Genomic DNA, 22,810 nt, shown 5'->3' with positions numbered 1-22,810 from the left:
CGGCTAAGGACGCAGGGTCCTGATCAGCCCCTCCTGGACGACGGCCGCGACCAGCCGGCCGCCGCGATCGAAGATCTTGCCGCCGGTCAGCGCGCGCCCGAACCCGGCCGACGGCGACGACTGATCGTAGAGCAGCCAGTCGTCGGTGCGGAACGGGCGCAGGAACCACATCGCGTGATCGAGCGAGGCGTTCTGGGTGAGCTCGTCGGGGTGGGTGACCTTCGAGGAGCCGAGCAGCGTCATATCGCTCATATAGGCGAGCGTGCACACGTGGAACAGCGGATCGTCGGGCAGCGGATGCCGGTAGCGGAACCACACCTGCTGCGGGGACACCACACCCGGCCGCCGGGTCACCTGGTCCTGCGGTACCGGGCGAATGTCCCAGTGTTCCCATTCCCGCATGGCCCACAGCCGCTCCGGGTCCATCGAGGTCTTGGCGTCGGGAAGATCGTTCGGCGGCTGCACATCGGCCATCTCGTCCTGATGCGAGGGCCCCTGATCGCCGAGGTGGAAGGAAGCCGACATGGTGAATATCGCGTCACCGTCCTGCACCCCGGTGACCCGGCGGGTACAGAAGGAGCGACCGTCACGGATCCGGTCGACCATATAGACGGTCGGCGCCGCGGGGTTCCCGGGGCGCAGGAAATATCCGTGCAGCGAATGCACCTGGAACCGCGGCTCCACCGTGCGCACCGCCGCGACCAGCGCCTGGCCCGCCACCTGTCCGCCGAACGTACGCGGCAGCTGAGTCTGAGTGGACGCGCCGCGGAAGATATCCCGCTCGAGGCGTTCGATCTCCAATGCCTCTTCGATAGTCGCCATCCGCTGAGATTATCCCGAGCCGACTATTTCCCATGACCCGGTCGTGGTTGATCCCCGTCACCGCGGGCCGGGCCGGACCTGCTGAGATGATCCGGTGCCGCGCTTCACCCCGACAACCCCCGACGCACTCGCCGACCTGGTGACCCGGACCCTACGAACGCTGGACGGTCACCGGGTGGTCGGTGTCGACGGCGCCGACGCGGCCCGGCCATGGGACTTCGCGCGTCGCGCCGCGGATCGGGTGCGGGCCGACGGTCGTCCGGCGGCTCTGGTCACGCTGCACGATTTCGTGCGACCCGCGTCGCTGCGGATGGAGTTCGGCCGCGACGAGATCGCCTATCGCACCGGGTGGTTCGACTATTCGGCGCTCCGGCGCGAAGTACTCGATCCGGTCCACCACGCCGGTATCTGGCTGCCAGCGCTGTGGGATGAGGCCGCCGACCGTTCCGCACGGGCGCAACGCCGCACAGCGTTACCCGCGACGGTGCTGTTCGTCGCGGGCCCCATGCTCCTGGGGCGCGGACTGCCCTTCGACCTCACCGTCCGGCTCGACCTCGGCGCGGCCGCACTCACCCGCGGCACCCCGGATGAGGAAGCCTGGACCTTACCGGGCCTGCACGCCCACGATCGGGAGCACAGCGAGACACCGGATCACTTCGTGCGCTGGGATCACCCCGACCGCCCCGCCCTGCGGATCGACGCGGACTGACCGAGCCGACGCTGGGCGAACCGGCCGACGCACCACATGCTGCCCTCGCCACGGTCCAGAAACTTCCGGCACGAGTTCACGCTCGAGCGCCTTCAGCTGCTGACTCAGGGTCGGCGCTGCGATGAACAGCGGTCGGCCGCATGTTCTCCGCGCGGCTCACCAACCGCGTTCGGCGAGCCGGTGCGGCTGCGGGATTTCGTCGACATTGATGCCGACCATCGCCTCACCGAGACCGCGCGACACCTTGGCCAGCACATCCGGGTCGTCGTAGAAGGTGGTCGCCTTGACGATCGCGCTCGCGCGCTGCGCCGGGTTACCGGATTTGAAGATGCCCGAACCGACGAAAACGCCTTCGGCGCCGAGCTGCATCATCATGGCCGCGTCCGCCGGTGTGGCGATACCGCCCGCGGTGAACAGCACGACCGGCAGTTTCCCGGTCTCGGCGATCTCTTTGACCAGTTCGTAGGGCGCCTGCAGTTCCTTGGCGGCGACGAAGAGTTCGTCGGCGGGCAGCGAGGCCAGCCGGGTGATCTCCTGTCGGATCTTGCGCATATGTGTGGTGGCGTTGGAGACGTCGCCGGTGCCGGCCTCACCCTTGGAACGGATCATGGCCGCTCCCTCGGTGATCCGGCGCAGCGCCTCACCGAGATTGGTGGCACCACAGACGAACGGGATGGTGAAGTTCCATTTGTCGATGTGGTTGGCATAATCGGCGGGGGTCAGCACCTCGGACTCGTCGATGTAGTCGACGCCGAGGCTCTGCAACACCTGGGCCTCCACGAAATGCCCGATCCGGGCCTTGGCCATCACGGGGATGGAAACCGCCTCGATGATCCCGTCGATCATATCGGGATCGCTCATCCGCGATACGCCGCCCTGGGCGCGGATATCGGCGGGCACCCGCTCGAGCGCCATCACCGCGACGGCACCGGCATCCTCGGCGATCTTGGCCTGGTCGGGGGTGACGACATCCATGATCACCCCGCCCTTGAGCATCTCGGCCATGCCGCGCTTCACGCGGGCGGTACCGGCCTCGCGGGTCGCGTCGGGGGTCTGGGTGGTCTCGGGCGCGGTCACGGCAGCTCCTGGGTCTGTTGCCTGGTGTGGATCGTCTGTTACCTGGTGTGGATCGTCGATGAACACCACGATTCTAGGTGCGGCGACAAACCGGCTTCATAGCCAGTTGGATCACACTGGACTGATACCCACCTGCGTCTATCCGCCGACCTCCGGATACTGGACCGGAAAAAGACGCCGCCGGGCCGGTGCGAACACCGGCCCGGCGGGCACTCCGAAACCGAATCAGATCGGATTGACGACCAGCAGCTTCGCCCAGTACTCGGCGGCGCCGGGACCCAGAATCGGCAACAGGTAATCGAACAGGATGTAGGACACGTATTCACCTCCGCACACCGAATCGACACATTCTCGATGTGCCAAACCGCCCGCGACACTATCACGTCAGTGAGCCCGGTCACATTCACCGGATGGAGCGGACCTCCGGATCGCCCGTCGCATCGGCCGCCGCGGCCGCCTCTGCGAGCAGTTCGTCCAGCTGATATGGATAGACGATCTCACCCGCCGCGATATGCATCCGGATCTCGTCCGGATTGCACCACTGGCTACCGGTGATGGACCGCTGCTCCACATAGGTCAGGTCGGCCGCGTCGGGCTCGAATCGCGGGACTCGCAGGGCGAAGAACAGTTCCTCCGAGCGGATCAGATCACCGTTGAACGGGAACACCGCGACCCGGCGCCAGATCGGACCCCGCAGGGCGGACGGATCGGCGGTGAGGCCGGTTTCCTCGTATACCTCGCGCACCGCCGCTTCCCGCAGGGTCTCCCCCGGTTCCACCCCGCCACCGACGGTGAACCAGAACGACACTTCCGGAACCAACGGATCGTGCCCGCGCATGAGCAGGATCCGGCCCTGTTCGTCCAACAGTGCCACCCGCGCCGACACCCGAGTGGTGTCGACCTCGAGGCCGGTCGATGCCGCGGGAGTGGCCCGTTCGGCAATCTCGAAATAGGTGGGCACGGGCGCGGTACCGCCCAGGTGGAGCCAGCGCACCGGGCGGCGGGTCCGCAGCGCCAGAGTGTCGCGGACGGCGTCGTTGTGGAAGCGCCGCGCTATCAACACCCGGGCCTCCGCATCGGCCAGTTCGGCGACCTGCTGCGGTGGCAGCCGGGCGATATCGACGGCCGACAGCGCCGCCGCCAACTGGTTCTCCACCGTTTCCCGGTCCTCGCGACCGGCGCGTTCGGCGCGATCGGCGAGCACGGACAGCCGCCGGGCGGACTCGCCGGAATCGGCCTCGGGCCCGGACAGCGATACCGCGACCGCGCGGCCCACCACGGCCCGGCGGGCCAGGGCAGCGTCGAGGGCGTGCCAGGCCAGGTCGGTGCGCACATGCAGTCGGTCCAGCCTGTTCGCGGTGGAGTAGGCCCATACGCCCAGTGCCACCACGAGCGCCGCGATCAGGGCGAGAACGAGAACTGTGGTCGCGGAGAAAGTGATCATCCGGCCACCCGGACCCGCATATCGCCGACCACCACGGTTTCGTAGACCCGCAGGATCTGTTCGGCCACCACCGGCCAGTCGTAGCTGCCGACCACCTGCGTCGCGGTCCGCACAAGATCGGTACGGCGCTCCTCGGCGGTGAGTAGCGAATCCAGGGCATCGGCCAGAGCCGCCGAATCGCCGATCGGGATCAGCAGCCCCGCGGCACCATCGCGCAGTACCCGCCGGAAGGCGTCCAGTTCGCTGGCCACCACCGCGGTACCGGCTGCCATCGCCTCGATCAGGATGATCCCGAAACTCTCCCCGCCCAGGTTCGGCGCCACGTAGACATCGGCACTGCGCATGGCCGAGGCCTTTTCCGCGTCGGAGACCTGTCCCAGAAAGCGCAGGTGCCGGGCCAGCGGACCCGCTTCCCGCCGCAACCGGTCCTCGTCACCGCGGCCGACCACCAGGACCTCCAGGTCGGGATGGCGGGTGACCAGCGTCGGCAGCGCCCCGAGCAGCACCTGCATTCCTTTACGGGGCTCGTCGTAGCGTCCGAGGAACAGAACGGTGCCGCCCTGCCGCGGATAGCCGGGCAGCCGCGGTGCGCGGGCGAACGCCTGCACATCCACCCCGTTCGGGATCTCCACCGCGTCGGACCCGAGCGCCTCCACCTGCCAGCGCCGGGCGAGTTCCGATACCGCGATGCGGCCGCTGATCTTCTCGTGATACGGCCGCAGCACACCTTGGAATGTCGCCAATATCAGGGACTTCGTCGTGGAGGTGTGGAAGGTGGCCACGATCGGACCCTCGGCGATCTTCAGAGCCAGCATGGACAAACTGGGCGCGTTGGGTTCGTGGATGTGCAGGACATCGAATTCGTTGCTCTCGACCCACCGGCGGATCCGGGTGTAGGCGGTCGGCCCGAAGGAGAGGCGGGCCACCGAACCGTTGTAGGGGATCGCCACCGCACGACCGGCCGAGACCACGAAGTCGGGGAGTTCGGTCGTCTCCGAGGCCGGCGCCAGCACGCTCACCTTGTGCCCGCGTTCCAGGAAAACCTGGGCCAGTTCCGCCACATGCGCCTGGACGCCGCCCGGGACATCGAACGAGTAGGGACAGACCATACCGATTCTCATGGGGCGCGGTCTCCACCGGAATCGATCGAGTAGGTATCCCGGCGCGCCTGTTCGGCGTGGATCCGGTCCAGGCGCGCCTCGGACAGATCCGTTTCCCACAACGGCTGCAACATATGCCAGTCGGCCGGGTGTTCGGCGATCCCGGCGGCGAAGCAATCGGCCAAGGCCTGGGTCGCCGCCGCGACGCCGTCGGTGACGTCCAGGGGCGCCCGGGCACGCACCATCCAGCATTCGCGACCCTCGTCGTCGACGGTGAACCAGACGTGGACCGGCATCAACGCGGCGCCGGTCTCGACGGCCAGCGCGGCCGCGCCGGCCGGCATCCAGGTCCGCTCACCGAAGAAGGTCACCGGCACACCGCGCCCGGTGAGATCGCGCTCCCCCATCAGGCAGACGATCTTGTTGTCGCGCAACCGCTGCGCCAGCGCCGTGAACGGCGGCTGCTCGCCCCCGGTCAGCGGGAAGACCTCGAATCCGAGACTTTCGCGGTAGGCGACGAACCGTTCGAACAACGATTCCGGTTTCAGTCGCTCGGCGACCGTGGTGAAGGTGCCGTAGTTCTGTACGAGCCAGGTACCTGCCATATCCCAGTTGCCCGAATGCGGCAGAACGAACACCACCCCGCGGCCGCGCGCCAGTGCGGCATCCACATGTTCCAGACCGAGCACCGAGATACGGCCCGACCGCACCAGATCGGCGTGATCCATCGTGGGCAGCCGGAACGCCTCCCGCCAGTACCGGGCATAGGAACGCATACTCGCCCGGATCAGTTCGTCGGAGACGGCCTCCGCCGGCACTCCGACCACCCGGGCCAGATTGCGCCGCAGCTGGGTCGGGCCTCCGTTGCGCGCCGCGAAATCGGCGCCCCGGTCGAACAGGGTGCGCGCCACCCGATCCGGCAGGGCGCGCACCATTCGCCAGCCCGCGGCGTACCCGCGATCGCTCGCCCGCGCCCGCCACCCCCTCACGAAGGCTGCTCCGTTCCCTTGTTCGGCGTCCCCAGGATCTCGCGGGCACCGGGCGAGTTACGAACCGCCAGCACTCGCTGACCCACCGTCACGATGCTCAATACCGCCAGGATCCACATGGCCACATGCACGGCCCAGGTCAGCCAGTCGATACCCCAGTACGCGCCGATACCGGTCGATCCCGCACCGACCAGCACGATCACCAGCCGGTCCGGCCGTTCGATCAGTCCGCCGTCGGCGGACAGGCCGCTGGCCTCGGCGCGGGCTTTGGCATACGAGATGACCTGCGAGGTCACCAATACCACCAGAGTGGCGACGAAGAGCGGTTCGCTCTGTTCGTGGTAGACCGCCCACCAAGCCAGCGAGCCGAAGACGGCGCCGTCGGCGATGCGGTCGCAGGTCGCGTCGAGCACCGCACCGTAGCGCGTTCCGCCACCCCGAGCTCGGGCCATGGCGCCGTCGAGCATATCGAACATGACGAACAGCCAGATGAGGATCGTTCCCCAGAACAGATGCCCGGTGGGGTACAGGGTGACCGCGGCGGCGATCGTGGCGGCAGTGCCGATCAGGGTGACGGCGTCGGGCGTGAGGCCGGTCCCGACCAGCGCCTTACCGAGCGGCGCGGTGGCCTTGGCGAAGGTCGCCCGGCCGAAGATGCTCAGCACCTACCCCTCCTCTGCGCTGTGGTACCCGCACGACGGGCCGATTCCGGCGAACGAGCTGTCGGGGGCGTCACCCATCTACGCCTCCTCCCAGGCCGCCGCGAGCAGGGCCCGGGTCTCGCGCAGCAGCTGCGGCATCACTTTTGCGCCGCCGATCACAGTGATGAAATTCGCATCGCCACCCCAGCGCGGCACGATGTGTTGATGCAGATGGTCGGCCAGCGAGCCGCCGGCCACCCCGCCGAGGTTGAGCCCCACATTGAAACCGTGTGGCCGCGACACCTTCTTCATCGTCCGGATGGCCCGCTGTGTGAACTCCATCAGCTCGGTCGATTCCGCGGCGGTGAGATCCTCCAGGTTCGCGACCCGGCGGTACGGCACCACCATCATGTGTCCAGGATTGTAGGGATACAGGTTCAACACCGCGTACACCTGCTCGCCCCGGGCGACGACCAGACCGTCCTCGTCGGACATGGTGGGGATATCGGTGAACGGATGCCCTGTCGCGCCCTTCGGCGCGGTGGTGGCGGCCTCCGCGATATAGGACATCCGGTACGGCGTCCACAACCGCTGCAGCCGATCCGGCTCGCCCGCACCGCGATCCACGATCTCGCCGGCCGTCCGGTCGGTCGTATCGGGCTCCTCGGTCAGACCGTCCGGCGCCGTGCGCTCACTCATGCTCCATACCTTTCCCCGCCCGGGCCGCCCCGGCATCACTCGGGCGCACCGCCTTCACCGTCCGCCAGGGGACGAACCGTTTCCGCGGTGGGCGAGGAATTGTCGCGGCGGCGGACCCAGTCCACGACCACTCGTACCGCCTCATCCACCGGCACGCCGTTGACCTGGGTTCCGTCCCGGAACCGGAAGCTCACCGCGCCGGCCTCCACATCCCGCGCGCCGGCCAGCAGCATGAACGGCACCTTCTGCGCGGTGTGGTTGAAGATCTTCTTCTGCATCCGGTCGTCACTGCGATCGACGTCGGCGCGGACACCGGCCGCACGCAGTCGAGCCACCACCTCGTCCAGATGCGGAACGAAGGTGTCGGCTACCGGGATGCCGACGACCTGCACGGGCGCCAGCCAGGCCGGGAAAGCACCGGCGTAGTGCTCGGTGAGGACGCCGAAGAAGCGTTCGATCGAGCCGAACAGGGCTCGATGGATCATCACCGGCCGCTTCTTGGTGCCGTCGGAGGCGGTGTACTCGAGTTCGAACAGATCCGGCTCGAAGAAATCGAGCTGGATGGTCGACATCTGCCAGTTGCGGCCGAGTGCGTCCCTGGTCTGCACCGAGATCTTCGGGCCGTAGAAGGCGGCGCCACCGGGATCGGGGACCAGTTCCAGGCCCGAGGCCTCGCCCACCCGGCGCAGCGTATCGGTGGCCTCGTCCCACAGTTCGTCGGAGCCGACGTACTTGTCCGGGTCCTTGGTGGAAAGTTCCAGATAGAAGTCGTCGAGCCCGTAGGCCTTCAGCAGGTCGAGTACGAACCGCAGGGTGCCGGTCAGTTCCTCGACCACCTGCTCCTGGGTGCAGTAGAGATGCGCGTCGTCCTGGGTGAAACCGCGAGCGCGGGTCAGGCCGTGCACCACACCGGACTTCTCGTACCGGTACACCGAACCGAATTCGAACAGCCGCAGCGGCAGCTCCCGGTACGACCGGCCGCGGGACCGGTAGATCAGGTTGTGCATCGGACAGTTCATCGGTTTGAGGTAGTAGTCCTGCCCCGGCTTGCGCACGGTGCCGTCCTCGTCGAGTTCGGCGTCCAGGTGCATGGGCGGGTACATCCCGTCGGCGTACCACTCGAGGTGTTTGGAGGTCTCGAACAGGTGGGCCTTGGTGATATGCGGGGTGTTGACGAATTCGTAGCCCGCCGCCACGTGCTGCTGGCGGGAGTAGTCCTCCATCTCTTTGCGGATGATGCCGCCCTTGGGATGGAAGACCGGCAGACCCGATCCCAGTTCGTCCGGGAAGGAGAACAGATCGAGTTCCAGGCCCAGTTTGCGGTGATCGCGCTTCTCGGCCTCCGCGAGCATGTGCAGGTACTGGTCCTGCGCCTCCGGGGACTCCCAGGCCGTACCGTAGATCCGCTGCAGACCCTCACGGTTCTGGTCACCGCGCCAGTACGCGGCCGAGCTGCGGGTCAGTTTGAAGGCGGGAATGAACTTGGTGGTGGGGATGTGCGGGCCCCGGCACAGATCGCCCCACACCCGATCGCCGGTGCGCGGGTCGAGGTTGTCGTAGATGGTCAGCTCGTTACCGCCGACCTCCATGATCTCCGGATCGTCGATCCCGGATTTATCGCCGATCAGCTCGAGTTTGAACGGCTCCTTCGCCAGTTCGATCCGCGCCTGATCCACTTCGACCACGCGGCGCGAGAACCGCTGCGCACCCTTGACGATCTTCTTCATCCGGGTTTCCAACTTGGCCAGATCCTCCGGAGTGAAGGGCCGGTCGACTCGGAAGTCGTAGTAGAAACCGTCTCTGATCGGCGGACCGATCCCCAGCACCGCCTCGGGGAACTCCTGCTGGACCGCCTGGGCGAGGACGTGCGCGGCCGAATGGCGGATCACGCTGCGGCCGTCCTCGGTGTTCGCGGCGACCGGGCTGACCTCGGTATCGAGTTCCGGGGTCCAGGAGAGGTCGCGCAACTGTCCGGCGGCGTCACGGACGACGACGACGGTATCGGGGCCTTTGGTCGCCAGGCCCGCCTCACGCACCGCGGCACCCGCCGTCGTCCCGGCAGGCACCCGGACGAGGGTGGCTGGGCTGCGGGGGGCTGTGGTGGTCACGGTGGGGCTCTCCTCGGGTCTCTGCGGCTGGATACGTTCCGGCTCGCTCGGGCTTCGGACCGCTCGCCCCACACCGGCTCACTCCGGTTCGGTGACGGCTCGTCCGTCTTCGGTGACCGGGCACAGCCCGGCCGCGACCATGCTATCGGCACGGCCGCGAACGTGTGTCGATGGACCGGGCGAGGTCGCGCGCGGCGTCCGTACGACCGGCCGACACGGCGCGGGGCCGGCTCGTCAGCCCCGCCGCGCGTAGTCCGTCAGGAGCGCTTCGCGCTCTTCCGGGCGGCGTTTGGGGCAGCTCACGCATTTCTCGCAGCCCGGCGCCTCGTACACCAGACAGCAGGAGGCACGCCGAACGAACGTTCGCCCAGCGACCTCGATGAATCGGGGTTCGGGCAGCACCGCGCCGATCGCGTCCGCCAGCCGCCGGCCCACGATCGGCCGCCCGGCATCGACGGCCCAGCTGGCCACCACATCGGTGACCACCGCCCACAGCGCCGCTTTCCGGACACCCGACACCGCCGCGAGACGGTCGATCACCGTGGTGAGACTCACCCGCAGCGCCACCGCGATCTCGGCCGCGACATCCGAGCCTGTGTCCGGTTGGCGATGGTCCGGCGGCACCGCACCCGGCTCGCCCGGCCCGGCGTGACCGATCGCGACCCGCTCCACTGTCCCGTCGGCACGCAGCGTCAGCGCGAGCCGATCCAGCGTGGGTGCCGGTATCGGACGCTCCTGCGCGAGTGCCCGCACCACCTGTTCGACCAGCGCCGAGGCCGTCATACACCACCACAGCGTCGCGCCCACCCGCATCGAATCGGTACGCCAGGATGCGTTGAGGTCCGCGATCCGGGCCGCGAGCCACGATTCGTCCGTGAGCATCCGGCCGCATACCGGGCTCACGACATGAAGGGGCTGTGCAACCACTGCCAATCGACTCCGATCCAGTCACCGACCAATCCGAACGTCCCGAGCACCCACAGGGTGGCCACCACGAGCGCGCAGGTCGCCAGGAAGGCGATCACCTGAACGAACGGCCCACGCGAGATGTACCAGGCCATCCCGCGCCGATATCTGTCCCGCAACCACACCAGCGCACGCCGGGCCACCGCGAATTCGGTGGCGAGGATGCCGATACCGGCGAATACCAGTGCCCAGCCGGGCCCGGGGAACGGGATGGTGATCACCCCGACGACGAACACCACGGTGCCGACGACCGCTACCCCGACCCGGTAGACCAGCTCGAGCGTAGGACGTCGCGCGATCCGGTCCCGGTAGGCGCGCAAGAGCCCTGGACCGGGCCGTTCGGCGGACTCGGGTTCGGTGGCGGCATCCGCTTGCGCACCGTTTTCGGCTCCGCTGCGGTCCGCGACGGAATCGGAACGACTTTCCACGGAACCCAGCCTACGAGAGGCCGGCTTCCGGCTGGGCGGACGCGACCCGCCCGGAGTATCCGGGCGGGTCGGGTTCGCGGACATCACCGGGAGCTCTGCGCCGGTTCTCTCTGTAACTGCGCCAGTAGGCCGTCGTTGTCCTCGATGGGAGCGATGCCGTCGCCCCGGACCTCGATGACCCGGGCACTGGCGATATCGAAGAACAGTCCCGAGACGGTGAGTCCACGCTCCGCGACGGCCCGCCGAACCGACGGATGCCGCCGCAGGTTCTCCAACTGAACCGCGATGTTCACCATGCTCAACTGTTCCACCGGACCGAAACCGGCGGATTCGGCGGCCCGGCCGACCGCATCTCCGGCCCGGTACCGCTCCAGACTGGGCTGCCCGTGTTCGAGCCACCGGTCGATGCCCGGTCCCGCCGACTCACCCGAATGCAGGGCGCCCATCGCCCCACAGGACGAATGGCCGCAGACCACCACGGACCGCACATTGAGCTTCTCCAGCGCGAAGACCAGCGCGGCCTCCACCGAGTCGTCGCCCTGTTCGGGCACCAGATTGCCGACATTGCGGACGGTGAACAGATCGCCGGGACCGCTGTTGGTGATCACATTGGGCACGATCCGCGAATCCGAGCAGGTCAGGAAGAAGGAATCGGGATCCTGCCCATCCCGCAACTCGTCCAGATGCGACCGCACCAGATGCGCGTGACCGCGGTGGTAGGCCGCGATCCCACTGACCAGCGGATCACCGTTGCCGGCCGATCCGGTCGCCGCGCCCGCGCGGTCTACCCGCCAGGGCCCGAGTACATCGTCGAGCACCACCCGGCCCAGACTGCGTGACGGCGGCGCCGCCTCCGCCCGGGCCATCCGTGCTTCACCGATCTCTACGAAATCGACCGTGCCACCATTGCTCTCGTGTTGCCGGGCCCAATCGGTGATGGCGTCGTAGGCCGCGTGGTCGAGGAAGTCGACGGTCATCTCCACCGTCACCGCGGTGCCCTGCGGAACCTTCGCGAAGGTGGACGACAGTTTCGGCAGGGAAAGGAACGTGCACGATCCATCGATCCGCACGAGCCAGCGGTCGGTGCCACCGATCTGTTCGGCCGTCACCGCGACCCGCACGACCCGCCAGATCAACAGCGCGAACGCCAGCGCCAAGCCGATGAGCACACCTTCCAGCAGATTCAAGAACACCACCGCGCCCAGCGTCACCGCGTAGACGAGGAGATCGCCGGTGCGGTGCGCGAGCCGGATATGCGCCATTTTCACCAGCTGCACACCGATGACGATCAACAGACCGGCCAGCGCGGCCAACGGGATCTGTTCCACCAGTGACACCAGGGCCACCGAGAACACCAGCACCCAGACACCGTGCAGTACGGCCGAGACGCGGCTGCGCGCACCGGCCGCGACATTGGTGGAGCTACGCACGATGACGCCGGTGACGGGCAGGCCACCGAGCAGGCCCGACAGCACGTTCGCCGAACCCTGGCCGATCATTTCGCGGTCGAAGTCGGCGCGCGGCCCGGTGTGCATCTTGTCGATCGCGACGGCCGAGAGCAGGCTCTCCACACTGGCGATGAGCGCGAAGGTCAGGATCATCACCACGACCCCGGCCCAGTCGCTGCGGGGCAGTTCGGGCAGCCCGATCGCATCGAACAACGAACCGTCCAGCGCGACCCGCTTGACGTCGAGCGAGAACCCCAGCGACAGCAGGGTGGCGACCAGGATCGCGGCCAGGGCGCCGGGAACCATCTTGATTCGCGCGGGGAGGTACTTCCAGCCGAGCATGATGGCGATGACGACCACGCCGAGGAAGACGGCCGGTCCGTGCAACGAAGCCAGCTGGGCGGGGAGTTCGGTGATATTGGTCCACGCGGTGCTGTTGGATTCGCCACCGAGCAGTACGTGTAACTGTTGCAGTGCGATGGTGATGCCGATTCCGGCGAGCATGGCGTGCACCACTACCGGCGCCACCGCGAGAGCCGCGCGAGCGATCCGGCTCAAGCCGAACAGTATCTGCAGCAATCCGGCCGCGACGACGATGAATCCGGTTACTCGCCAACCGAATTGATGTATCGATTCGGCGACGATCACGGTGAGTCCCGCGGCCGGGCCGCTCACCTGGAGGGCGGAGCCGCCGAGCGCACCGGCGACCACACCGCCGATGACGGCGGCGATGAGTCCGGCGGCGACGGGCGCGCCGGACGCGATGGCGATGCCGAGCGAAAGTGGTAGCGCGACAAGGAAGACCACGATCGAGGCCGGAACATCGTGACGCAGGATCGAGGTCAGCCAGGGCGGGCCGGTTCTGGATCCGGACCCAGCGGACTCGGGCCCGTCCGGGCCCGAACCAGCATCTGGCCCGGAAGAATTCGTACTCTGGGTTGCCATGATTCTCCTTCGCGAGCCCGGCCGGAACCGAGGTCGGTCGACGATCGACATGTCCGCGTGGACACAGACCGCGAACCGGCATCTCGCGGTGAACTACGTACTCGGCACACCAACGGGCCGAGTTATAAACCGCTCCCATAGTAAGGGTAATGACTTATCAAAATCTGAGAAGAAACCCCCACCGCTGGCGATAACGCGCGCAACCACATCGTCCGATCAGCTCCTGGTGGCCTATTCCGAAAAAGGATGTGATGCAGAACATTACGAGTGCACGGACGCTATCGAACGGATGGCCGGAACCGACGACCGTCCCGTAGGCGACTCGATCCCGCCGTCACCGACTTTTCGGCATTGCCGGTGGCGCACGTGGCGAAGCCATGAGTCCCGAGGTCATGCCCGAACCACCCCACATCCGGTCCCCGCCGACGCCGGTTCGCGCTGCAATTGCGCCAGCAGTCCGTCCGAGTCCTCGATGGAAGCGATCCCCTCCACACCCACCTCGATCAGCCGGGCACTGGCGATATCGAAGAACAGTCCCGAGACGGTGAGTCCACGCTCCGCGACGGCCCGCCGGACCGACGGATGCCGCCGCAGGTTCTCCAACTGAACCGCGATGTTCACCATGCTCAACTGTTCCACCGGACCGAATCCGGCCGCCGCCGCCGCGGCGCCCACCACGTGCCCGGCCCGGTAGCGCGCGAGGCTCGGCTGCCCGTGTTCGAGCCACCGGTCGATGCCCGGTCCCGCCGACTCACCCGAATGCAGGGCGCCCATCGCCCCACAGGACGAATGGCCGCAGACCACCACGGTGCGAACGTTGAGTTTTTCGAGGGCGAAGACCAGCGCGGCCTCCACCGAAGCGTCGCCCTGTTCCGGCACCAGATTGCCGACATTGCGCACCGTGAACAGATCGCCCGGGCCGCTGTGGGTGATCACATTGGGCACGATCCGCGAATCCGAGCAGGTCAGGAAGAAGGATTCGGGATCCTGCCCGTCCCGCAACTCGTCCAGATGCGACCGCACCAGATGGGCACGGCTGCGGTGGTAGGCCGCGATCCCGCTGGCCAGTGGATCACCGTTGCCGGCCGATCCGGTCGACGCACCGTTGCGGTCGGCCCGCCAGGGCCCGAGTACATCGTCGAGCGCGACCCGGCCCATACCCCGCGAGGGCGGAGCATCCTGCGCCCTCGCCATCCGAGAGGCACCGATCTCCACGAAATCAACTGTGCCACCATTGCTCTCGTGCTGCCGGGCCCAATCGGTGATGGCGTCGTAGGCCGCGTGGTCGAGGAAATCCACGGTGAGTTCCACCGTCACCGCGACGCCCCGCGGGACGGCAGCGAAAGTTGTCGACAGTTTCGGCAGGGAAAGGAACGTGCACGATCCATCGATCCGCACGAGCCAGCGGTCGGTGCCACCGATCTGTTCGGCCGTCACCGCGACCCGCACGACCCGCCAGATCAACAGCGCGAACGCCAGCGCCAAGCCGATGAGCACACCTTGCAGCAGATTCAAGAACACCACCGCGCCCAGCGTCACCGCGTAGACGAGGAGATCGCCGGTGCGGTGCGCGAGCCGGATATGCGCCAGTTTGACCAGTTGCATACCGATGACGATCAACAATCCGGCCAGCGCGGCCAACGGGATCTGTTCCACGAGCGACACCAGGGCCACCGAGAACACCAGCACCCAGACACCGTGCAGGATCGCCGAAGCCCGGCTGCGGGCGCCCGCGGCCACGTTGGTTGAGCTACGCACGATGACGCCGGCTACGGGCAGGCCGCCGAGCAGTCCGGCGAATACGTTCGCCGACCCGAGACCGATCATCTCGCGATCGAAATCCGTGCGCGGCCCGGTGTGCATCTTGTCGATCGCTACGGCCGACAGCAGACTCTGCACACTGGTGATCAGCGCCACGGTGAGGATCATCATGGCCACGGCGGCCCAATCACCGTGCGGCAGACCGGGCAAGGCGATCGCATCGAACAGCGAACCGTCCAGCGCGACCCGCTTCACGTCCAGCGACAACACCAGAGATAGCCCGGTCGCCACCACGATGGCCACCAGCGCCCCGGGCACCACCTTCACGCGCTCGGGCAGGTGATTCCAGCCCAGCATGATGACGATAACGGTCACCCCGAGGACCGCCGCGGGACCGTTTGCCGAGCCGAGCCGGCCCGCCAGTTCGGTGATGTTCGCCCACGCGGCGCTGCTGGATTCACCGCCGAGCAGCACATGCAGCTGCTGGAGCGCGATGGTGATCCCGATACCCGCGAGCATGGCATGCACCACGACCGGCGCGACCGCGAGAGCGGCGCGGGCGACCCGGCTCAAGCCGAAAAGGATCTGGAGTATGCCGGCGGCGGCGACGATGAAACATGTTACGCGCCAGCCGAACTGATGAATGGATTCGGCGACGACCACGGTGAGGCCGGCAGCGGGGCCGCTCACCTGTAGAGCGGAGCCGCCGAGTACACCGCCGACGATACCGCCGACGACGGCGGCGATGAGTCCGGCGGCCACCGGGGCGCCGGAGGCGATCGCGATACCGATGGACAGGGGTAGCGCGACAAGGAAGACCACGATCGAGGCCGGGACATCGTGGCGCAGGATCGAGTTCAGGTCCAGGGAAGGTAAACGGGATCCGGGCTCGGCCGTAGATACGGACGAGCCCGATCCAAGCGGCGACGCAGGGGAATTCGGGCTATTGGTTGCCATTGGTCTCCTTCGCCGACTCGGCGCGGGCCGAGGTCGGTTGACGATCAACATGTCCAGTCGGGCACAGACCGCGAACCGGCATCTCGCGGTGAAGCAGGTCCTCGGCACGGCAACGAGCCGAGTTTTAAACCCTCGCTATGGTATTGGTAAAGCCTTAGCAAAGCTTAAGAAGGACCAGCACAGTCTGCGACAGCGCCACCACGAAGACCGAGCGGCAGCGATCTCGCCATCGGAACCACATCGAACGAGCGGGCTCGACTATCAGAATACCGTTGAAAACCCATGCAGGACAGCTGATCGAAGCACCGCGAACAGCGATCGGGCATACTCTTCCGGTTCACCGTCACCGCGGCGCTCGTGACATCCCATCGGTGCGAGAAGCCACAGTCCAGCTCCACATATAGTAAAGAACTACCCAAGTTCGACAATAGAGGTAGTGAGACGAAAACGACAATCGCTACCCAACCGATACGTGTCACTGAGACTCGGTGAACCAGGTCGCCCCGACGTCACCCCCATGTGACCGGACCATCGGTACGATCGATCCGCTTCGATGGATATATGCGACTCTATCGACCAGTGCCGCGCTTCGACCAGCGGAAACACAATATTTACCGACTGGATTCACCGGTGCGCGCTCGGCGCCCGGGTTCCGGGCCCCACCGGGCCCCGGGCCCCACGTCGAGCGCCGAGTCCGGGGCTGCCGGACATCTCTCGGACGGCCACCGACGACTTTCCACCGGTGGCCGATGGGCGTGTCGGATCCGCTCTACGTTCGCGAGACCGCACCTCGACCACCAGAGCCCTTCACACTCGAAACTCTGCGACCGGCACATCAATTGGTGCACCCGGCGTCGAACTCGCAGCCGTGGCAACGGTCGGGTATACGCCGGGTCGACGTTCCCTCGGCGCGGCCGGTCGAACGGTTCTATGGCGCCGGTCTCCGCAGTAGCGCCGACGCGGAAGACCACCGCCGGCGCGGTGAGTGAACGGTGGAAAGAGCACGGCCACCAAGTCGATTCGTCGGCCGGTACGGTCAGGCGGATCTCGGGCAGCGCGTCCGGCAGTTGATCGATAGCATCCGCCCGACCCGGCTTCAATCGAAGAGGGAGGCCAACGCGGTGCGGTCCACTTTGCCCCGGGGCGTCCGCGGGAGCCGATCCACCACCCGGATCCGGTCCGGCATACTCGGGCTCGGGAGTACCGCGCGCAGCCGCTTCCGGATCTCCTCGGGACCCGGCCCGGCGCGGGTCACCACGACGGCGGCCACCGGCACCTGGCCCCAGCGCTCGTCGGCGATCCCGATACACGCGGACTCGGCGACACCCGGGATCGCGGCCAGCGCGGCTTCCACCGCCGCCGGCTCCACATTCAGGCCCCCACGGATCAGCATCTCACCGTCGCGCCCGAACAGACGTAACCTGTTGCCCGACAACGCCCCCCGGTCACCGACGGAGAACCAGCCGTCGACCGGACCGTCGACCGTGCCCGCCTCGGTCAGGTACCCGGTGAAGACCATATCGCTGCGCACGTGGACACGGCCGTCGCGGATCCGCACCTCGACACCGTCGAACAGTTCGCCCGCCGCACTCTCGTCGGTATCGCCGAGACCGCGGTCGAAGGAGACGAAGCTCAGCTCCGAGGCCCCGTAGAAATGAGTGAGGGTGGCTGCGGGCAGCACCTCGCGCAACGCCGCACGTCCCGGCCGCGGCCAGCGTGCCGCCGAGGACAACACCTCGCGCACGCTGTCGACCGGCCCCGCGACCGAGCGCACCACATCCCAGGCGATGGCGGGTACCGCGTACAGATGCGTCGGCCGATCGGCCAGCGCCGTGGCGACCGGGCGCAGATCGACTGCCGCGCCCCGCGTCAGCGCGTGCAGCGCGCCGTAGAGAAAGTGGGTGTGGTCGAGCACGCCGGGCGCCGAGACCCGATCGCCCGCGCCGATATCGAAGGTCGCGTCGGAGCGGTCGAGGGTCGCCGCCCAGGACCGCTGATCGCGGACGAACAGTTTCGGTTCACCGGTGGTCCCGGAGGTGATCCCGACCAGCAGCTCACCGTCGGGCCGCGCCGGGCCGACCGGCCCGTCCGATTCCAGGTCCGCGGGGGCACGGATCGGCCCCGCCCAGCCCAGACGGCGCAGCAGGCGCGGATGTCCGGCCGCGGCACACACCTGCGCCGGACGGGTCAGTCGCAGCACTCGGTCGAGCTGCCGTGGCAGCAGATGGCGGTGCAGCAACACCACACCGACCCCGGCGTACATCGCCGCCGTGACCGTGACCAGCGAGTCGATATCGGAGGTGGGTAGTACGGCCACTCGTCCCGCGCCGTCGAGTCCCGCGGCGGTACGGCGGACCCGGTCCCAGAACTCGCCGTAGCAGATCCGGTCCCGGACAGCGACGACGGCAGTCGCCGACGGATCCCGGGCCGCCTGCCGCTCGATCCGGTCGGCGAGCAGCTCAGTCATCGTCCACACCACGAGCGGCCAGCGCATCACCCATCGCATCGGCGGTGCGCAGGGCCCGGACCAGTACCGGAGTCGCCAGCGCGGTGACCGACCACTGCAGCCCTCTGGCCCGGCGCGCGTCCGCCACCTCCCGCACGATCCCGGCCAGCAACGGCACACAGCGGATGGCCAGTGCCAGCAACAGGCCGATCCGCTCCGGGTCGACTCCGATATGCCGCAGCGGGCCGAGCACGCGAGTGACGGCGTCCAACATATCGGTGATCCGGGTCGTGAGGGTGACCAGCGCCGCGAGCGCGACCGAGATCAGCAGCAGTCCGCATACCACCGCAGCGCGCGCGGGTGAGGTCGTCAGCACCTGGACCACGGCGATGAGTGCCAGCATCCAGACCATCGGCCGTAACTGCGCCAGAGCCACCCGCCACGGGATTCGGGCGAGCGCGAACAGCCCCGCGACGATCACGGCGAGCACCCCGACATGGGCGGGCGTGCGCACCAGAACGGTGGCCGCCACGATAACCACCACGAGCACCAGCAGTTTCACCCCGGCGGGAGTGCGGTGCAGCAGCGAATGGCCGGGTAGGTACAGCCCGATCACTCGATCAGCTCCCGATAGGCCGGCACCGCCGCGGCGGGAGTGCCGTCGAACACCACCGCGCCGTCGTCGACGACGATCACGCGTTCGAAGCTGTCGAGCAGTCCGAGCTGATGGGTCACCACGATCACCTGCTGGTCGACCGAATCCAGCGCGGCGGCGACAGCGCGGGCATTGCGTAGATCCAGCAGCGTGGTCGGTTCGTCGGCGACGATCACCTCGGGACGCCGGATCAGTACGGCACCCAACGCGAGCAACTGCTTCTGCCCGCCCGACAACAGATGGGACGGATGCTCGGCGTGCGCGGCCAGGCCGAACCGGTCCAGCATCGCAGCGACCCGCTCGGCGATCTCGGTTCTGCCGAGACCGGTGCGTCGCAGCGAGAACGCCAGATCCTCGGCGACCGTCGGCATGACGATCTGCGAATCCGGGTCGGTGAAGACGAACCCCACCTTGCGCCGGACCTTGGCGCCCTTTCGCGACGCATCGATACCGTCGACCGTCACGGTGCCCGAGGTCGGCGTCAGCAGGCCGTTGATCATTCGCGCCAGGGTCGACTTCCCCGACCCGTTGGCGCCGATGATGCCGACCCGGCGTTCGGTGATGCGCAGATCCACCTCGCACAGCACCCGGCGTTCACCGTAGCGGTGGCTCACTCCGTCGAAAACGATCTCGCTCATCCCACCCGCTCCACGAGTACGGCGATTCCCTGCCCGCCACCGATGGCACAGGCCGCCAGCCCGAGCGGTGGCCCGTCCGGTCGCAGCATCTGGCTCGCCAACCGCACCAGCAGGACCGCGCCGGAGGCGCCCCAGGGGTGGCCCATGGCGATCGCGCCGCCTTCGGGGCAGAGCACCGATTCGTCCAGGCCCAGTTCGTCGGAGACAGCCAGCACCACCGACGCGAAAGCCTCTGTGATCTCGACGATTCCGAGGTCTGCGACCGAGTGTCCGGTACGGCGCAACACCTTGCGGATCGCCGGAACCGGCCCCAGCCCGGGCAGCGCGGGATCCGACCCGCTCACCGCCGAGCCGAGGATCCGCAACGCGGGCAGGCCACCCGCCCGCGCCTCGCTCGTCACGGCCACTACGGCCGCTCCGTCGGAGATACCGCACGAGTTACCCGCCGTCGCGGTTCCCTCGGTCCCGAAGCTGGGCCGCAATCGGGCCAGCCGTTGCGCGGTCATTCCCGGGCGGATGCGCTGGTCAAGGCTCACCCCGGCCACCGGAACGATCTCCGCGCCGAAATCGGCGGCCGCGGCACGGGTATGAGAACGCGCCGCATAGGCGTCCTGGCGTTCCCGGCCGATACCGCGGATACGAGCGAGATCGTCGGCCGCGACACCCATATCCGGATCCGGGAAACCGTCGGGGGCGAAGGGGGCCCGGGTATAGCGCACGGCTTCGCGCTCGGACTCCGGCGGCCAGAACCGCCACGGCGCGGTACTCGCCGATTCGACGCCACCGGCCAGGATCAGTTCGTCGCCGCCACTGCGGACCCGCAGCGCCGCCTGCATCACCGCGTCGAGCCCGGAACCGCACTGCCGGTCGACGGTCACCCCGGGTACGTGCACCCCGAGCCCGGCCGCCAGCGCCGCGACCCGCGCCGGGTCCCCTCCTGGACCGAGACAGTTACCGAGCACCACATCGTCGATCTCGTCGTCGACCCCGTCCGCCCGCAACGAGTCTGCCACGGCCGCCAGCACCGGCGCGGCCAGATCGGTCACCGTCAGCTCGGCGAACCCGTGACCGGCGGTGCCGATAGGGGTGCGCCGCGCGGCGACGAGAACAGGAACAGCAGTCACGCCAGCAAGTCTTTCAACCGGCCGCGGGCCACCTTCCCGGCGGGCGTGGTGGGGAGCTCACCGACCCGGACCCAGCGGCGCGGAATCGCTTCCCTGCTCAGCAGCGCCCGGGCCCGGCGCCGCACGTCGTCGACCTCGACCCCGTCCAATTGCACTGCCGCTGTGACTGTTTCACCGAACACCACATGCGCGGAACCGATCACCGCGGCTGCCACCACACCGTCGATACCGCCGATGACCCGTTCCACGTCCTCGGCGACGACCGTGGTGCCGCCGACATTGATCACCGCCTCGCCGCGGCCGCGCACCTCGAGCGCGCGGTCGTCCCCGAGTACTGCCAGATCGCCCACGCAGAACCATTCGGGCGCCCCGAGCACCGTATAGGGCGATCGCACGTAAAGCAGGCCGTCGCGGATCTCGGCGTCCACCTCGTCGAGTAACCGCAGCGGTTCGGGTACGCGGCGCGCCGCCACCAGGGAGACCTCGGAGGACCCGTAGTACTCGACCACACGCAGATGCCGGGCGGCCGCCAGCGCTCCGGGGTCGGGGGCTATCCCGGCGACGATCGCGGTACGCAGTTCGGGCGCGGTACGCACCACCTCCCGCAGCACCGCCGGGACGGCGTGCACGACGGTGGCGCGCTGTGGATCGTCGGTCACACAGGCCCCACGCCAGAGTGTGTGCAGGGCACCGAACAGATGCATGGTCGCGTGCAGCGGACCGGTGAGCAGCACCCGGTCGGTGGCAGTGACACCGGTGACAGCGGTGAAGGCCGGGAAACTGTCGTACCAGGAGGCAGCCGTACGAGCCAGGGGACGGGGCCGCCCGGTCGAACCAGAGGTGGCGACCAGCAGAAACGCCGAATCCGGCCATTCGGTCCGGACCGGGCGCGCGGCAGGGTCCTCGACGGCGACCGGCGCACCGCGGCGGGCCGCGGCGCAGACGCAGACCAGTGCCTCGGCGAGCGGCAGCGTGGACGCGTCGTATCCGGCGGGGCCCGGTTCGTACCGGTCGATCCAGCGGTCGACGGCGCGATCGAAGCCGGCGTAGGTCAGGACCTGTCCACCGATATCGAGTGCGGGTGCCGCGCCGGCCCCACCGAGTTCGTCGCTAGGCACGGATCAGCCCGGGATAGGCACGATGCACGCCCTTGGCCACCATCGTCGCGACGACCACCTTGAGCAGATCGCCGGGCAGGAACACCCCGTTGGAGGTGATCGCCGGCCACAGCCCGATATCGGTACGCAGCAGCAAACCGACCGTCCCGAAGAAATAGATGACCACGATGCCGCCGAGAGCGTTGATCAGCAACGCGGGCGCTACCGGATACTTCGGCACGATCCGGGCAGTGAGCAGTCCGATGAACAGCACCGCCGGGATCCAGCCCACCAGATATCCGGCGCTCGGGCCGGCCAGTGCCGTCAGTCCGGTGCGACCGCCCGACAACAGCGGCAACCCGATGATCGTAAGCGCGATGAATACCGCGACGGCGGCCGTTCCCTTACGCGGTCCCAGAACCGCCCCGGCCAGCACGACACCCAGTGTCTGCACGGTGATCGGGACACCGCTGAACCCGACCGTGATGGCACCCGGTAACCCGAGTGCCGCGATCAACGCGGCGAACACCGCGATCTGTGCCATATCGCGCGCGGTGATACCGGCCCGCGGCATCCGCTCGTTTTCGACACCGCTCACCGCGATACCTCCGCCACACCAAGACTTGAACGACGTTCAAGATAGCAATCGCCGAGATCGCCGTCCTCGGGTGCCCCCGGCAACCATCGTCCGGTACGCCCTCGTACAGACGGTACCGGTGTGCACGCTCGCACCGGATCGGTCCGTGACCCACCCCC

Annotated in this window: 19 protein-coding genes; 1 reads left to right on the top strand and 18 read right to left on the bottom strand. The window is 68.0% G+C overall.

Going from position 1 to position 22,810, the window contains the following annotated elements; all coding sequences use genetic code 11:
• Positions 1-3: 3 nt before the first annotated feature.
• The gene (locus tag OG405_RS05985) at positions 4-822 is read right to left on the bottom strand and encodes an acyl-CoA thioesterase (RefSeq protein WP_327150623.1); all 819 of its coding nucleotides are present in this window, start codon (positions 820-822) and stop codon (positions 4-6) included.
• 94 nt (positions 823-916) lie between these two features.
• Here OG405_RS05985 and OG405_RS05980 point away from each other — a divergent pair, with 94 nt between their 5' ends.
• On the top strand, positions 917-1,531 hold the full coding sequence (locus OG405_RS05980) for a hypothetical protein (RefSeq protein WP_327150622.1): 615 nt from the start codon (positions 917-919) through the stop codon (positions 1,529-1,531).
• 156 nt (positions 1,532-1,687) lie between these two features.
• On the opposite strand, the gene pdxS is transcribed toward OG405_RS05980, so the two are convergent.
• From pdxS to OG405_RS05895, 17 genes are all read right to left on the bottom strand, one after another.
• The gene (gene pdxS / locus OG405_RS05975) at positions 1,688-2,608 is read right to left on the bottom strand and encodes a pyridoxal 5'-phosphate synthase lyase subunit PdxS (protein ID WP_327150621.1); all 921 of its coding nucleotides are present in this window, start codon (positions 2,606-2,608) and stop codon (positions 1,688-1,690) included.
• Positions 2,609-3,011: 403 nt separating this feature from the next.
• A complete protein-coding gene (locus tag OG405_RS05970; RefSeq protein WP_327152237.1) occupies positions 3,012-4,049 on the bottom strand; it encodes an NUDIX hydrolase in 1,038 nt (345 codons plus the stop codon).
• Positions 4,049-5,173, bottom strand: coding sequence for a glycosyltransferase family 4 protein (locus OG405_RS05965; RefSeq protein WP_327150620.1), 1,125 nt, complete (start codon positions 5,171-5,173; stop codon positions 4,049-4,051). The genes OG405_RS05970 and OG405_RS05965 overlap by 1 nt, the downstream gene beginning before the upstream one ends.
• Positions 5,170-6,141 (bottom strand): phosphatidylinositol mannoside acyltransferase, encoded by a 972-nt coding sequence (locus tag OG405_RS05960; RefSeq protein WP_442790668.1) that lies wholly within the window; start codon positions 6,139-6,141, stop codon positions 5,170-5,172. The genes OG405_RS05965 and OG405_RS05960 overlap by 4 nt, the downstream gene beginning before the upstream one ends.
• Positions 6,138-6,806, bottom strand: coding sequence for a phosphatidylinositol phosphate synthase (pgsA, locus tag OG405_RS05955; RefSeq protein ID WP_327150619.1), 669 nt, complete (start codon positions 6,804-6,806; stop codon positions 6,138-6,140). Before pgsA ends, OG405_RS05960 begins: the two co-directional genes overlap by 4 nt.
• A 75-nt stretch (positions 6,807-6,881) precedes the next feature.
• On the bottom strand, positions 6,882-7,481 hold the full coding sequence (locus OG405_RS05950; protein WP_327150618.1) for an HIT family protein: 600 nt from the start codon (positions 7,479-7,481) through the stop codon (positions 6,882-6,884).
• Between the two features lie 35 nt (positions 7,482-7,516).
• On the bottom strand, positions 7,517-9,589 hold the full coding sequence (gene thrS, locus OG405_RS05945; protein ID WP_327150617.1) for a threonine--tRNA ligase: 2,073 nt from the start codon (positions 9,587-9,589) through the stop codon (positions 7,517-7,519).
• A gap of 234 nt (positions 9,590-9,823) precedes the next feature.
• Positions 9,824-10,471, bottom strand: a complete 648-nt coding sequence (locus tag OG405_RS05940; protein WP_327150616.1) for a (2Fe-2S)-binding protein — start codon at positions 10,469-10,471, stop codon at positions 9,824-9,826.
• Between the two features lie 17 nt (positions 10,472-10,488).
• Positions 10,489-10,875: a TIGR02611 family protein gene (locus OG405_RS05935; protein WP_442790725.1), complete on the bottom strand. Its 387-nt coding sequence runs from the start codon at positions 10,873-10,875 to the stop codon at positions 10,489-10,491.
• A gap of 191 nt (positions 10,876-11,066) precedes the next feature.
• Entirely contained in the window at positions 11,067-13,376 is a 2,310-nt protein-coding gene (locus tag OG405_RS05930) for a bifunctional SulP family inorganic anion transporter/carbonic anhydrase (RefSeq protein ID WP_327150614.1), read from the bottom strand.
• A gap of 390 nt (positions 13,377-13,766) precedes the next feature.
• Positions 13,767-16,094 (bottom strand): SulP family inorganic anion transporter, encoded by a 2,328-nt coding sequence (locus OG405_RS05925; protein ID WP_327150613.1) that lies wholly within the window; start codon positions 16,092-16,094, stop codon positions 13,767-13,769.
• Between the two features lie 1,096 nt (positions 16,095-17,190).
• Positions 17,191-18,561, bottom strand: coding sequence for a class I adenylate-forming enzyme family protein (locus OG405_RS05920; protein WP_327150612.1), 1,371 nt, complete (start codon positions 18,559-18,561; stop codon positions 17,191-17,193).
• Entirely contained in the window at positions 18,554-19,156 is a 603-nt protein-coding gene (locus OG405_RS05915) for an energy-coupling factor transporter transmembrane component T family protein (protein ID WP_327150611.1), read from the bottom strand. The genes OG405_RS05920 and OG405_RS05915 overlap by 8 nt, the downstream gene beginning before the upstream one ends.
• Entirely contained in the window at positions 19,153-19,833 is a 681-nt protein-coding gene (locus OG405_RS05910; protein ID WP_327150610.1) for an energy-coupling factor ABC transporter ATP-binding protein, read from the bottom strand. Before OG405_RS05910 ends, OG405_RS05915 begins: the two co-directional genes overlap by 4 nt.
• Positions 19,830-20,957, bottom strand: coding sequence for a thiolase family protein (locus tag OG405_RS05905; RefSeq protein WP_327150609.1), 1,128 nt, complete (start codon positions 20,955-20,957; stop codon positions 19,830-19,832). Before OG405_RS05905 ends, OG405_RS05910 begins: the two co-directional genes overlap by 4 nt.
• Positions 20,954-22,075 carry an AMP-binding protein gene (locus OG405_RS05900; RefSeq protein ID WP_327150608.1) on the bottom strand — a complete coding sequence of 374 codons (1,122 nt, stop codon included), beginning with the start codon at positions 22,073-22,075 and terminating at the stop codon, positions 20,954-20,956. Before OG405_RS05900 ends, OG405_RS05905 begins: the two co-directional genes overlap by 4 nt.
• Positions 22,068-22,652 (bottom strand): biotin transporter BioY, encoded by a 585-nt coding sequence (locus OG405_RS05895; protein WP_327150607.1) that lies wholly within the window; start codon positions 22,650-22,652, stop codon positions 22,068-22,070. The genes OG405_RS05900 and OG405_RS05895 overlap by 8 nt, the downstream gene beginning before the upstream one ends.
• Positions 22,653-22,810 lie beyond the last annotated feature (158 nt).

The organism is Nocardia sp. NBC_01329 (assembly GCF_035956715.1).
GTDB lineage: Bacteria > Actinomycetota > Actinomycetes > Mycobacteriales > Mycobacteriaceae > Nocardia.
Note: the sequence above shows the minus strand (reverse complement) of the source record. Positions and strands in the feature narration are given on the sequence as shown.